Raw genomic sequence first — 13,103 nt, 5'->3', positions numbered from 1 at the left:
TTGTTGAGTAAGACCCTTCGGATTGATGGGGATTTCGGCGGCGAAAGGGTGCCAAGACGGCAAAAGACCGGGCGATAGAATCCCTGCGAACTGGCCGGGTTTGCTCAACGGATGTCCGCAGGAGTGGATATAGAGGTGAGGGCTCAACAGCCGTCCATTCCAAGTCGTTCTGCCGCCAATCCCTGGTGCTCCCCTATGTCCCAATCAGACAATCTTTCTCCCCGCTCCACCCTGGACCAGGCTCTCGAAGCCAGCGCCCAGGGAGACAGCACGGTCGCCACCGAGCTGTTCCTGCAGGCCATTGCCGAGCAGCCCGATTCGGGCGCCGCGCATTTCTTGCTGGGTTCCGAATTCGCTGCCTTGGGTGACATTGGCCGTGCGGAACATCACATTTCCACGGCACTGCTGCTGAGTCCGCAATGGCATGTGGCGCGTTACCAGCTGGGGCTGTTGCAGTTCAGCGATGGCCGCGTGCCTGCCGCGCTGCTGACGTGGCAGCCACTTGCCGAGTTGCCCGACAGCAGCCCGTTGCCCCATTGGGTGCAGGGGTTCGTGGCGCTGGCACGCGATGATTTCGATGGGGCGCGGCCCTTGTTTGTGGCTGGCCTGGAGCGCAACACGGACAATCCCGCGATGTCGGCAGATATACAGAGAGTCCTTGCAGCGATGCCTTCGCCCGAGACATCTGCGCCGCCTGCGGACGACGGCGTGGCCCATGTGCTGCTCTCCAACTACCAGCAGTCGGGGCCGGCGCATTGATGAAGGTCCCGCATGACTCGCATTGATGGCGCCTCAGGCATTGCCGCGCTGATCCGCGCCCAGGCTCTGGAGCAGGCGCGGCTGCGGCAGGCGCAAGGTCAGGGGGAGCAGGCCCGCTCTGCCGGTGGCCCTGCGAAGGAGGGCTCGGGCGACGCCCGCGTGCCGGCGCCTTTGCTGCGGCGTCTGAAAGGCGTGGATGCCGCAGACCCCGACAGGCGGCGCAAGGCGTTTCGCATGTTCATGGAAGCCACGCTCGTGCGTGAACTGGGGGAAGCCCTGCAGGCTGATCCGCAATTCCCGGCCCTTGTGGACCAGGTGCTGCAGCGTATGGAAGACGATCCCGAACTGCAGGCAGCTTCTCTGGAGGCGGCAGATCATCTGCTTGAAGAGGCCGCACGCTGGAGTGAAGCAGGTCCCGATGCCTCGCCGCGTTGAAAATCTGAGGCGTTTTCTTTTTTTGCCCAAAAAAACGTATTAGAATTTAGGTCTTCTAGGGGAGTCGCCAAGTTGGTAAAGGCACCGGATTTTGATTCCGGCATGCGAGGGTTCGAGTCCTTCCTCCCCTGCCAGATAGACAAAAGCCCTGACAGTTTTGCTGTCAGGGCTTTTTTGTTTTCGGGCTGCAGGCCAGGCTCAGGCCGCAGCCAAGTGTGAGTCGGCACTTGCCATGGCGGCGTTGAGCGTTGCGCGTATGCCCTGCGCATAGGGCGTCTTGGCGATGGGGCCCAGCAGGGCGTGCAGGGCGGAGTCCTCCATGATCAGCGGATCGGTCAGCAGGTAGTGCATCTCGGCCAGCTCGCGCATGAAGGGGTTGAACAGGCCGGCCAGGCGCAGCGCGGTCTTTCCTGCAACGCGCAGCTTCAACGGCCTGCCGGTCAGGCGTTCGATCTCCGAGACGACGTCGCGCTGCGTGATCGCCCCCGCGCCGGCGAGGTGCCAGACCTTGCCGAAAGCCTGCGGCGTGCCGATCAGGCGCGCCACGACGGGGCCCACATCGGGCACATAGACAAACTCATGCGGCCGGTCCAGCGGGCCGACCATGTCGGCCCGGCCGCCACGGGCCGCCGCCTCGAAGGCTCCGTGCAGCAGGCTGTTGTGCACGCCCGGGCCGTAGAAGTCGGGCAGGCGCAGTACGGCGGCCTCGATGCGGCCCTGTGCGTGGGCCTGCAGCAGCAGGTCTTCCTGCGCCTTGCGCATGCGGCCCTTGAAGGTATGCGGGTTGCGTGGATGGTCTTCCTTCACGGCATGGGCCTGCGCCTTTCCATAGGGATAGACGGTGCCGATCAGCACGATGCGGCGCACGCCCGCGGCAATGGCGCCTTCCAGCGTCTTGCGCATCAGCTCGGGATGCAATTGAAACTGCCAGTAGTTCACGCCCACCAGGTAGACCAGCGTGTCCACGCCGTGGGCGGCAGCCTCGACGGAGCCGGTGCTGTCCGGGTTCCAGGGGACGATCTCGGCCAGCGGGTCGGCGCCGAAGGTCTGGCGCAGGCTGGCTGCGTTGCGGCCGACCACGCGGTAGGCGCGGCCCTGTTGTCTGAGCGCGGCGGCCAGACTCTGGCCGATGGCGCCTGCGGCGCCGAAGAGTGCAATGGATGGCATGGGCTGGGTCCTGTGGTGACAGCCTCAGTGTCAGCAACCCGCTGCAAAAAGAAAATTGCCTAGAATTCTCTGGTGTCCATGCATAAATGAATGGATGAGTGATGTCGGAACCCCACTGGGAGTGGTATCGCAGTTTTTTGCAGGTGCTGGAGTCCGGGTCGCTGTCAGCGGCGGGCCGGGCCATGGGTGTGGCGCAGCCGACCGTGGGCCGCCACATCGACGGGCTGGAGTCGGCGCTGGGCCTGCAACTGTTCACCCGCTCATCCGATGGCTTCGCGCCCACGGAGGCGGCCTACGAGCTTCAGCCCTATGCAGCCAGCATGGCCGCGACGGCGGCCGCGCTGCGCCGCGTGGCGGCCAGCCATGGCTCGGGCGTGCGCGGCACGGTGCGGCTGACGGCCAGCGAGGTGGTGGGCGTGGAGGTGCTGCCGCCTGTGCTTGCGCAATTGCGCGCGGCACACCCTGAACTGGGCATCGAGCTGGTGCTGTCCAACGCGGTGGACGACCTGCTGCGCCGCGAGGCCGACGTGGCCGTGCGCATGTTCCGGCCTCAGCAGGAGGCGCTGGTGGCACGCCATATCGGCGCCATCGAGCTGGGGCTGCATGCCCATGAAAGCTATCTGTCCGCACGCGGCGTGCCGGAATCGCTGGAGGACCTGGCCGGGCATTCGCTCATCGGCTTCGACCATGAAAGCGCCCTGATCCGAAAGATGCAGCAGCAGTTTCCCATGCTCACGCGCGAAGGCATGGCGCTGCGCTCGGACAGCGACCTGGCCCAGCTGGGCGCCATCCGCGCGGGCTTTGGCATTGGCGTGTGCCAGTCGGCATTGGCGGCCCGGGAGCCGGGCCTGGTGCGGGTGCTGCCCCAGGCGTTTTCATGGAAGCTCGATACCTGGGTGGCCATGCACGAGGACCTGCGCAAGAGCGAGCGCTGCGCCGTGGTCTTCAAGGCCGTGGCCCAGGCGCTGACGGCCTATGCCAGAGGCGGTGCCTGACGCCCGGCACCCAGGGGCACTTGTGCTTCAGCCGGCGTGCAGCAGGCAGGAGCGCGCGAGATGGCGCAGCGTGGACTTTCTGCGCTGGGTGGCGACAAAGGACTGGCAGTTGTGGGCGATGTAGGCGGCCATGACCACGGTCAGGCTGGCGATGGCCCACAGCGGAATGGGCAGCAGGGAATCGAGCAGCACCGCGCACACGGCCAGCATCGACAGGCAGGGCAGCAGCCGCAGCAGGGCGGCTTGCCGGGGTTGCTGATTGCGCAGCAGGGTGAGGACTTGGGTGGCGGTCAGCCTGCGGAATCTGCCGGCTTGCTTGCGAAAAACGTTCACGGCGCGGTAGGGCGTTGATGTGGATCAAAAATTTGTGTGCAAATGTATCATCTTGGTGCATGCCCATCAAGCGATGTGTGGCGCCATGACAAAGGCCCGCGCAGGGCGGGCCTCTTGCGGCAATGCCTGTGCAGGCGTCAGCGCATCTCGATCTCGATGGCGATCAGCACGAAGGCTGCCATCCACAGCGTCTCCACCACCAGCAGTGCAAAAGGCCGCCAGCCGGCCTGGGCCAGTTGCTGGAACGAGGTCTTCAGGCCCAGGGCCGCAATGGCCAGCACCAGGCAGTTGCGCGACAGGTCGCTCAACTGGTGCTGCAGGCCCGGCGGTACCCAGCCCAGCGAGTTGATGGCCACCAGCGCGACGAACACCCACAGGAACCAGGGCACCAGGCCCGGCTTCTTGCCGTGGTGCTGCTCGGCCGCTGCCTCGCGCTGGCGCTTGAACAGGGCCGAGACCATGACCACCACCACGGCCAGCATGGACACGCGGAACAGCTTGACGATGGTGGCGTAGTCCCCCGTGGCCTGGTCGATGGTGTAGCCCGCGCCCACCACCTGGGCCACATCGTGGATGGTGCCGCCGATGAACAGGCCGGCCAGCTCGGGCGGCAAATGCAGGGCGCGCGCCACCAGCGGATACAGCACCATGGCGGCCGTGGACAGCACGGTGACCGTGACCACCACGGTGAGCGTGAAGCGGTCGCTGTCCTTGTCGCGCGGCAGCACCGACGAGATGGCCAGCGCCGCCGAGGCGCCGCAGATGGCCACCGCGCCGCCCGACAGCACGCCCTGCGGGCGCGTCAGGCCCAGACGCCGGCCCAGCAGCGTGCCGCACAGCAGCGTGGTGACCACGGCGGCGATAACGATCAGCGCCGTGGTCCAGCCCAGGCCCGCGATCTGCGTGGCCGTGATGCGCGCACCCAGCAGGCCCACGCCCAGGCGCAGCACGCCGCGCGCGCAGAACTCGATGCCGGGCTTGGCGCGCGCGTCCTGGCTCAGGAAGTGGAAGGCCACGCCGAAGAACAGCGCGAACAGCAGCTGCGGCCCGCCATGCAGCGTGGAGACGAAGGTCGCCGCCAGCGCGATCACGCCCGACAGGCCCGTGCCGGGCAGGAGCCTGAGCCACTGCAGCATGCGCGGCACGGGCGCCTGCGCAGCCACCTGTGCTTGAACCTGGCTCATGGCTGCTCCTTGCTGCCCGCCGCATCGGCCAGCACGGCCAGCGCGCAGGAGGCGATGCGGCTGGCCACCGAGTCCGAACGGCTGGTCAGCACGATGGGCACGCGCATGCCCAGCACCAGGCCCGCGCACTCGGCGTCGGCCATGTAGACCAGCTGCTTGTAGATCATGTTGCCGGCCTCCAGGCTGGGCACCAGCAGCACGTCGGGCTGGCCGGCCACATCGGAGACGATGCCCTTGTGATGCGCCGACCGCAGCGAGATGGCGTTGTCGTAGGCCAGCGGCCCGTCAAGGATGGCGCCGCTGATCTGCCCCCGGTCGGCCATCTTGCACAGCGCGGCCGCGTCGATGGTGCCGGGGATGGCGGGGTTGACCGTCTCCACCGCCGAGAGCACGGCCACGCGGGGCCGGGCAATGCCGATGGCACGGGCCAGGTCGATGGCGTTCTGCGCAATGTCGCGCTTGTCCATCAGCGTGGGGAAGATGTTGACCACGCAATCGGTCATCAGCAGCGGGCGCTCGAAGCCCGGCAGGTCCATCACGAACACATGGCTGGCGCGGCGGCTGCCGCGCAGGCCGGCCTCGCGCGCCACGGCAGCGCCCAGCAACTCGTCGCTGTGCAGGCTGCCCTTCATCAGCGCGCGGGCCTGGCCGCTGCCGCACAGCGCCGCCGCCTGGGCAGCCGCCGCGCGTGGATCGTCGGCGGTGGAATGGATGGACGCGCCCGCCAGGTCCAGCCCGGCCGCCTGGGCCGCCGCCCGGATGCGTGCCTCGGGGCCGAGCAGCAGCGGCGTGATCAGGCCCGCCTGCGCGGCCTGCATGGCGGCCTGCAGCGAGCCTGCATCGCAGGGATAGGCCACGGCCACAGGAATGGGGCCTTGCGCCTTGGCCTGGTCGAGCAGGTGCTGGAGATGGGGACGGGGCGTGGCGGGCGCATCATCGGCGGCCACGGCAAGTGAAAGTGGGGGGACCATGAAAGCTCCTGCGGGAAAGTACAGGGCCCGGCGCGAGCAACGCAGGGAATCTGGGAATCGGCTTTCGAGGGCCTTGCGCTTCACCCAGGCGCATGAAACCGGCGCGGCCCATCCCAGGGACACCGAGGAAGGGCCGCCCCGCACCGAGGGTGTCGTCCCCCTCCCCCGCGCAGCGGGTAGAGAGGGGGAAGGCGCGCCAGCGCCTCAGGGGGTTAGACAAAGTCCTTGTACTTTTCGAGGAAGCGCACGGGCTTGGAGAGCGCATCGCGGCGGAACGGGTCACCCAGTTCGCGCGTGCACATCACCTCGATCACGCAGGTCTTGCCGTGGTTCATCTGCAGGTCGATGGCCTTCTTCAGCGCCGGGCCCACGTCCTCGATCTGGTCGACCACGATGCTCTCGGCGCCCATGGCGCTGGCAATGGCTGCGAAGCTCTCGCTTTCCAGCTCGCCGGCCACGAAGCGGCGGTTGTAGAAGTCCACCTGGTTCTTCTTCTCGGCGCCCCACTGGCGGTTGTGGAAGACCACGGCCGTGACGGGAATGTCATGGCGCACGGCGGTCATGATCTCCACCATGCTCATGCCCCAGGCGCCGTCGCCGGCGTAGGCGATGGCCGGGCGGTCGGGCGCCGCGCACTTGGCACCGATGATGGTGGGCAGGGCATAGCCGCAGTTGCCGAAGCTCATGGGCGCGAAGAAGCTGCGCGGCTCGTCGAAGCGCAGGTAGCTGTTGGCCACGGAGTTGATGTTGCCGATGTCGGTGGAGACCATCACGCGCGGCGGCATGGCCTTTTCCAGCTCGCGCAGCACCTGGCGCGGATGCAGGTACTGGCCGCCCGTGGGCGTGCGCTCGCCCTTGGCCTCTTCGATCATGTCCAGGCTGTAGGGGTCGCGCTCATGCGTCCACTCGTCAAGCTCCTTCTCCCAGGCCGCCTTCTCGGTGGCGATGGTGTCGGCGCGCGCGGCCTTGGTGGCGTCGCAGGCCAGGGTCTGGCCCTGCAGGCGGCGGCCCAGCTCGCGCGCCACGGCCTTGGCGTCGCCGTGGATGCCCACCGAGATCTTCTTGACCAGGCCCAGGTTGGTGTGGTCGGCCTCGACCTGGATGATCTTGGCGTTCTTGGGCCAGTAGTCCATGCCGTGCTGGGGCAGGGTGCCGAAGGGGCCCATGCGCGAGCCCAGCGCGATCACCACGTCGGCCTGGGCGATGAGCTTCATCGCGGCCTTGGAGCCCTGGTAGCCCAGCGGGCCGGCCCACAGCGGGTGCTTGGCGGGGAAGGCGTCATTGCGCAGGTAGCCCGTGACCACGGGTGCGCCCAGGCGCTCGGCCAGCTGCCTGCACTCCTCGACCGCATCGCCCATGACCACGCCGCCGCCGGCCAGGATCACGGGGAACTTGGCCGTGGCCAGCAGTTCCGTGGCGGCCTGCAGGCTGTTTTCGCCGCCCGAGCCGCGCTCCACGCGCATGGGCTTGGGGATTTCGCACTGCACTTCGCCGTAGAAATAGTCGCGCGGAATGTTCAGCTGGGTGGGGCCCATCTCGGAGATGGCGCGGTCAAAGCAGCGGGCCGTGAACTCGGCCATGCGCTTGGGGTTGCAGACATGGCCCTGGTACTTGGTGAACTCCTGGAACATGGGCAGCTGGTTGGCTTCCTGGAAGCCCCCCAGGCCCATGCCCATGGTGCCGGTCTCGGGCGTGATCATGACCACGGGGCTGTGGGCCCAGTAGGCGGCCGCGATGGCGGTCACGCAGTTGCTGATGCCGGGGCCGTTCTGGCCGATCACCACGCCGTGGCGGCCCGAGACGCGCGCATAGCCGTCGGCCATGTGGGCCGCGCCCTGCTCGTGCACCACGGGGATCAGGCGGATGCCGGCGGGCGCGAAGATGTCCATGGCATCCATGAAGGCCGAGCCCATGATGCCGAACATCTCCGTGACGCCGTTGGCCACGCAGGTCTCCACAAAGGCTTCGGAAGGGGTCATCTTCTGGACGCCTTCGACCACCGTACGATTGTTGGCTGCAGTCATGTTGTCTCCTTGAAAATGGAACTTTAAGTTCCGAAAAAAGAAATTACGGCGCAAGTCTAGGTGTGATTTCGCCTGGATGTCAAATAAATTTCTTTTTTCGGAACAAATTGACTCGAAAAATTGAAAAACATATGATGGCCAACACCATGAACACCCGAGAACCTGTCCCTGCCCGTATCGATGGCGATACCCCCAACCTGCGGCTGTTCGCGCTGCTGGAGGCCATTGCGCAGAAGAACGAGCCCTTCACGCTGCAGACCATGGTCGAGGAGACAGGCCTGCCCAAGCCCACCATGCACCGCATGCTCCAGCAGCTCGAAGGCGCGGGCATCCTGCAGCGCGAGGGCAATGGCCGGCACTACGGCACGGGCCGGCGCCTGATGCGGCTGGCCGAGAGCGTGCTGCTCAACAACACCACGCACGGCGCGCGCCACGCGGTGCTGGCCCAGCTGGTGCGCGATATCGGCGAGAGCTGCAACATCACCGCCTTTTCGGGCAGCGAAGTGCTCTACCTGGACCGCGTGGAGACGCCCGCGCCGCTGCGCTTTTATCTGCACCCGGGCTCGCGCGTGCCGGCCCATTGCTCGGCCACGGGCAAGCTGTTCCTGAGCCAGATGGCGCCCGCGCAGCGCAGGCGGCTGCTGTCGGCCGTGCCGCTGGAAGGCTTCACGGCCAATACGTTGACGGCCTTCGACGCGCTGGACGCCGAACTGGACCAGGTGCGCGCCCAGGGCCATGCCTTCGACAACGAGGAATTCCTGCCCGGCCTGCTGTGCCTGGGCGTGCTCGTGCCCTCCATCCAGGGCGGCCCCTCGAACATGGGGCTGGCCGTGCAGGCGCCCATCATGCGTTTCCCGCGCGAACGTGCGCTGTCCTTTCTTCCCCAACTGCGCGCGGCGGCCGAGGCGATTGCGCGCATCAACGACGAAGTCCCCCCGGGAGCCCCTGACGATGACTGAGCTGACCCTGATGCATCCCACGCGCACGCTTGGCGTGCGCGAGACCTTCGGCCTGGACACCGACATGCAGGTACCGGCCTTTGCCGAACGCAGCGAGCATGTGCCGGCCGTGGACCCGGCCTACCGCTTCAACCCGCAGGCCACGCTGGCCATCCTGGCGGGCTTTGCGCACAACCGGCGCGTGGTCATCCAGGGGCTGCACGGCACGGGCAAGTCCACCCATATCGAGCAGGTGGCGGCGCGGCTGAACTGGCCCTGCGTGCGCGTCAACCTCGACGGCCACATCAGCCGGCTGGACCTGGTGGGCAAGGACGCCATCGTGCTGCAGGAGGGCCGCCAGGTCACGCAGTTCCAGGAAGGCATCCTGCCCTGGGCGCTGCAGCGGCCCGTGGCCCTGGTCTTCGATGAATACGACGCGGGCCGGCCCGACGTGATGTTCGTCATCCAGCGCGTGCTCGAACGCGAGGGCAGCTTCACCCTGCTGGACCAAAAGCGCGTGCTCCAGCCGCATGCGCAGTTCCGCCTCTTCGCCACCATGAACACCTTGGGCCAGGGCAACCTCAGCGGCCTGTACCACGGCACGCAGATGCTCAACCACGCCCAGCTCGACCGCTGGAACCTGGTCACCAGCCTGGACTACCTGGCGCCGGCCGAGGAAGCCGCCATCGTGCTGGCGCGCGTGCCGCAGTTGGCCACGCCGCAGGGGCGCGAGCAGGTGGCCGCCATGGTGGCGCTGGCCGCGCTCACGCGCAAGGGCTTTGCGGTGGGCGACCTGTCGCTGCTGATGTCGCCGCGCACCGTCATCACCTGGGCCGAGAACGCGCAGATCTTCCATGACCTGCGGCTGGCCTTCGAGCTGTCCTTCCTCAACAAGTGCGAGCCGGCCGAGCGGGCCATCGTGGCCGAGTACTTCCAGCGCTGCTTCGGCCAGGAACTGGCGCTGCGCGACGAGCCCGCCCATGCCTGCTGAGGCATCCCCCTCGCTGGCGCGCATGGAGGCCTGGGGCGGCGCGCTGCTGCGCGCCATGGCGGGCGATGCCTCGCTGCAATGGAGCGGGCAGACGCTGTACCGGGGCACGGCGCCCGTGGTGCTGGCAGCGGCCCACCAGGCCGATGTGCCGGCCCGATTGGCCGACCAGCGCGGCCTGCTCGACGGCGCCAGCCTGCGCCTGCGCCTGAGCGATGCCGCGCTGCACGCGCGCCACCTGCCCGGCGACCCGGTCGAGCGGCTGGTGTTCGAGCTGCTGGAGCAGTTGCGCGTGGAAAGCCTGGCGCCCGAGGAATGGCCCGGCGCACGCGCCAACCTGCATGCGCGCTTTGTGCACTGGAGCCAGGCCTTTGCCGATTCGGGCCTGACCGAAAGCAGCCTGGGCATCCTGCTGTTCACCGTGGCGCTGACCGCCTGGAGCCGCCTGGGCGGCCATGAGCCGCCCGATGCCCTGGCCGACCTGGCCGAGGCCACGCGCGCCGGCCTGTCCGCGCAACTGGGCGCGCAGTGGGCCCTGCTGCGCCGCCACCGGCAGGACCAGCAGGCCTTCATTGCGCCGGCCCTGGCCATCAGCCGCTGGGTGGGCCAGGCCGTGCGGTCAGCCCAGGAGGAGGCGCCGCGCGGCGCTGCCGGGCCGCGCCGGCGCGGCAGCTTCGCGCTGCCGCTGCACTTTGAATCGCAAAGCCTGGATGCGCCGCCCGTGGCGCTCAGCGGCGACAGCCGCGCCTGGGCCGGCTCGGCCCACAGCTACCGCGTGTTCACGCGCGCCTATGACCGCGAGGCGCAGGCGGCCGAGCTGATCCGCGCCGCGCAACTGGCCGAGTTCCGCGAGCAGATGGATGAGGAACTGGCGCGCAGCGGCTTGCATGCGGGCCGGCTGGCCCGCCACCTGCAGCAGCGCCTGGCCGTGCCGCGCCACGACGGCTGGCAGTTCGGCCTGGAGGATGGGCACCTGGATGCAAGCCGGCTGGCGCAACTGGTCAGCGATCCGCAGCAGCGCGCCATCTTCAGGAACGAGCTGCCGCGCCCCGTCAGCGATGCGGCCGTGGCCATCCTGCTGGACTGCTCGGGCTCGATGAAGGCGCATGCGCGCCCGCTGTCCCTGCTGGTGGACCTGCTGGGCCGCGCGCTGTCCATGGCCGGCGTGCCGGTGGACGTGCTGGGCTTTTCCACCCAGGCCTGGAACGGCGGCCGCGCCCGCCGCGACTGGCAGCGCGCGGGCCAGCCCCACATACCGGGCCGGCTCAACGAGCGGCTGCACATCGTCTTCAAGGACGCCGCCAAACCCTGGCGCCACGCCCGCCACGGCATTGCCGCGCTGCGCAGGCCCGACCTGTTTCGCGAGGGCGTGGACGGCGAGGCCGTGGAATGGGCCTGCGAGCGGCTGCTGGCGCGGCCCGCGCAGCGCCGCATCCTGCTCGTCATCTCGGACGGCTGCCCCATGGACACGGCCACGCACCAGGCCAACGACGAGCACTACCTGGACCAGCACCTGCGCCAGGTCCTCGCCCGGCACGAGCGCGCGGGCGATGTGCAGATCCGCGCGCTGGGCGTGGGCCTGGACCTGGGCGTGTTCTACCGGCGCAGGCTGGCCGTGGACCTGCGCGAGCAGATCGATGAGGCCTTGCTGATGGAGGTGGCGGAGTTGATCTGCCGGCCGTGATGCCGGCCTGCTAGCGGCGTCGCTCAGCGACCATTCCGTCCGGGCAGGGCGGCAGATCTAGCGGATCTGCGCGACAAAGTCGCTCACCAACTGCGCAAACTCCGCGGGCATTTCCACGGCACTCAAATGCGCGGCGGGCAGCGACACCAGCTGCGCGCCCGGAATCTGCGCCTGCATGTCTTCGGACAGGGAAGGGGGCGTGGCCTCGTCGCGGCTGCCTGCAATGACCAGCGCGGGGCAGGCGATGCGCCGGTTGCTCTCGCGCAGATCGATGCCGCCCACGGCCGCACAGGCCGCCGCATAGGGCGCGGCCGCCGTGGCCTCCAGCCCGGCGCGCAAGGCTGCCACTCGGGCGGCCTGCCCGGCGCGGAATTCGGGCGTGAACCAGCGCTGCATGGCGCCATCGGCAATCGCGGCCACGCCCTGGGCGCGCACCGTGGCAATGCGCGCCTGCCAGCCTGCGCGCGCGGCCTCGTCGTAGTAGCTGGCCGAATTGGCGATGGTGATGCTGCGCACCAGCGCCGGATGGCGCGCGGCCAGGGCCTGGGCCGTCATGCCGCCCATGGACAGGCCCACGAAGTGCACCGGCCCCTGGCCCAGCGCCTCGATCACGCCGGCTGCGTCGTCGGCCAGGTCGTTCATGTCGAAGGCCTCGCCGATGGCGGGCGAGCGGCCATGGCCCCGGTGGTCGTAGCGCACCACGGTGAAGCGGTCTTGCAGGGCCTGGGCCACGCCGTCCCACATCTGGAGGTCACAACCGAGCGCGTGGCTCAGAACGAGGGCCGGGCCTTGGCCCTGCTGCACAACATGGAGTTTCGACATGGCGGTCACTGCTTGGGGAAAAGGTGATTATGGGATGGCCGGTGCAGGCTGGCGGATACGGATACCACGCATATCCGGCATCCGGCCAAGGCGCGGCGATGGCGGCGCTCAGGCCACCCTGTCCCAGAACTGCAGCTGTGCCGACCCCGGCGCGATCAGTTCCAGATAGTCCTGGCAGGCCGGATCGAACGGTCCCTGGCCCCACTTGCTGCACAGCTGGTGGGCGCGGCCGGCGCTGTCGGCCAGCACCACGTCGGCATACAGGCCGGGGTCGTGGGCGCTGCGCATCACGCCATGGGCCGTGAAGCCGGGCTCATTCCGGTACAGGCCATCGGCCATGCGGTGCGCGGCGGTGGCCAAGGCATGGGAATCGGCGCCGGGGCGCAGCCGGAACAACGAGAACTCCATGCCCTGCGGCAGCCCACGTTCCCCGCCGTGGCTGAACACGCTGGCGCCCAGCAAGGGAGGATGCTCCACGCGCATCAGCCCGAAGTAGGCCGCGCAGGCAGCCGACCGGCCGGCCTGCGCCAGGGCGGCACGGGCAGCCTCCTGTGATTGCCAGGTGACGAAATCCGCATAGCGCCCCTGGCCCAGCTGGACCAGATGGCGTGACAGGCATCCGCCCTGCACATCCAGGAACTGGTGCTGCATGGCGCTGGCGGCTTGCAGCAGGGTGTTTTCCGTCACACCGGGCAGCAGGCTGAACGCTGCCCATTCGATGACTTGCATGGCATTTCTCCGTGGATTGAACATGCCGCCCATGGTCCCTGCATCGCTGCCATTCAATGGCTGTCAATTGCGCC

13 protein-coding genes and 1 tRNA gene are annotated in these 13,103 nt (G+C 68.4%); 7 read left to right on the top strand and 7 right to left on the bottom strand.

Going from position 1 to position 13,103, the window contains the following annotated elements:
* Positions 1 to 195: 195 nt before the first annotated feature.
* The 3 genes from G4D77_RS09120 (at position 196) to G4D77_RS09110 (ending at position 1,328) form a co-directional block, all read left to right on the top strand.
* Positions 196 to 759, top strand: a complete 564-nt coding sequence (locus tag G4D77_RS09120) for a tetratricopeptide repeat protein (RefSeq protein ID WP_154835264.1) — start codon at positions 196 to 198, stop codon at positions 757 to 759.
* 12 nt (positions 760 to 771) lie between these two features.
* Positions 772 to 1,194: a hypothetical protein gene (locus tag G4D77_RS09115; RefSeq protein ID WP_154835262.1), complete on the top strand. Its 423-nt coding sequence runs from the start codon at positions 772 to 774 to the stop codon at positions 1,192 to 1,194.
* Positions 1,195 to 1,251: 57 nt separating this feature from the next.
* Positions 1,252 to 1,328 (top strand) — tRNA-Gln (locus G4D77_RS09110).
* Between the two features lie 64 nt (positions 1,329 to 1,392).
* On the opposite strand, the gene G4D77_RS09105 is transcribed toward G4D77_RS09110, so the two are convergent.
* Positions 1,393 to 2,361, bottom strand: coding sequence for an NAD-dependent epimerase/dehydratase family protein (locus G4D77_RS09105; protein WP_154835260.1), 969 nt, complete (start codon positions 2,359 to 2,361; stop codon positions 1,393 to 1,395).
* 101 nt (positions 2,362 to 2,462) lie between these two features.
* On the opposite strand from G4D77_RS09105, the gene G4D77_RS09100 reads away from it, so the two are divergent.
* Complete coding sequence (locus G4D77_RS09100) at positions 2,463 to 3,356, top strand: LysR family transcriptional regulator (protein ID WP_016450081.1); 894 nt, start codon at positions 2,463 to 2,465, stop codon at positions 3,354 to 3,356.
* A 27-nt stretch (positions 3,357 to 3,383) separates the two neighbouring features.
* On the opposite strand, the gene G4D77_RS09095 is transcribed toward G4D77_RS09100, so the two are convergent.
* From G4D77_RS09095 to xsc, 4 genes are all read right to left on the bottom strand, one after another.
* Positions 3,384 to 3,689, bottom strand: a complete 306-nt coding sequence (locus G4D77_RS09095) for a hypothetical protein (protein WP_016450080.1) — start codon at positions 3,687 to 3,689, stop codon at positions 3,384 to 3,386.
* Between the two features lie 137 nt (positions 3,690 to 3,826).
* Complete coding sequence (locus tag G4D77_RS09090; protein ID WP_016450079.1) at positions 3,827 to 4,873, bottom strand: YeiH family protein; 1,047 nt, start codon at positions 4,871 to 4,873, stop codon at positions 3,827 to 3,829.
* Positions 4,870 to 5,844, bottom strand: coding sequence for a bifunctional enoyl-CoA hydratase/phosphate acetyltransferase (locus G4D77_RS09085; RefSeq protein ID WP_154835258.1), 975 nt, complete (start codon positions 5,842 to 5,844; stop codon positions 4,870 to 4,872). The genes G4D77_RS09090 and G4D77_RS09085 overlap by 4 nt, the downstream gene beginning before the upstream one ends.
* Before the next feature lie 212 nt (positions 5,845 to 6,056).
* On the bottom strand, positions 6,057 to 7,868 hold the full coding sequence (gene xsc / locus G4D77_RS09080; protein WP_017407835.1) for a sulfoacetaldehyde acetyltransferase: 1,812 nt from the start codon (positions 7,866 to 7,868) through the stop codon (positions 6,057 to 6,059).
* Positions 7,869 to 7,999: 131 nt separating this feature from the next.
* Here xsc and G4D77_RS09075 point away from each other — a divergent pair, with 131 nt between their 5' ends.
* The 3 genes from G4D77_RS09075 to G4D77_RS09065 are packed head-to-tail and all read left to right on the top strand — an operon-like array spanning position 8,000 to position 11,478.
* On the top strand, positions 8,000 to 8,827 hold the full coding sequence (locus G4D77_RS09075; protein WP_154835256.1) for an IclR family transcriptional regulator: 828 nt from the start codon (positions 8,000 to 8,002) through the stop codon (positions 8,825 to 8,827).
* Complete coding sequence (locus G4D77_RS09070; RefSeq protein ID WP_013803829.1) at positions 8,820 to 9,797, top strand: AAA family ATPase; 978 nt, start codon at positions 8,820 to 8,822, stop codon at positions 9,795 to 9,797. Before G4D77_RS09075 ends, G4D77_RS09070 begins: the two co-directional genes overlap by 8 nt.
* Positions 9,787 to 11,478 carry a cobaltochelatase CobT-related protein gene (locus tag G4D77_RS09065; RefSeq protein WP_154835254.1) on the top strand — a complete coding sequence of 564 codons (1,692 nt, stop codon included), beginning with the start codon at positions 9,787 to 9,789 and terminating at the stop codon, positions 11,476 to 11,478. Before G4D77_RS09070 ends, G4D77_RS09065 begins: the two co-directional genes overlap by 11 nt.
* 57 nt (positions 11,479 to 11,535) lie before the next feature.
* On the opposite strand, the gene pcaD is transcribed toward G4D77_RS09065, so the two are convergent.
* On the bottom strand, positions 11,536 to 12,300 hold the full coding sequence (gene pcaD / locus G4D77_RS09060) for a 3-oxoadipate enol-lactonase (protein WP_016450074.1): 765 nt from the start codon (positions 12,298 to 12,300) through the stop codon (positions 11,536 to 11,538).
* A 108-nt stretch (positions 12,301 to 12,408) separates the two neighbouring features.
* On the bottom strand, positions 12,409 to 13,029 hold the full coding sequence (locus G4D77_RS09055; RefSeq protein ID WP_154835252.1) for a hypothetical protein: 621 nt from the start codon (positions 13,027 to 13,029) through the stop codon (positions 12,409 to 12,411).
* Positions 13,030 to 13,103 lie beyond the last annotated feature (74 nt).

It is taken from the genome of Delftia sp. WY8, assembly GCF_018437695.1.
GTDB lineage: Bacteria > Pseudomonadota > Gammaproteobacteria > Burkholderiales > Burkholderiaceae_C > Comamonas > Comamonas tsuruhatensis.
Note: the sequence above shows the minus strand (reverse complement) of the source record. Positions and strands in the feature narration are given on the sequence as shown.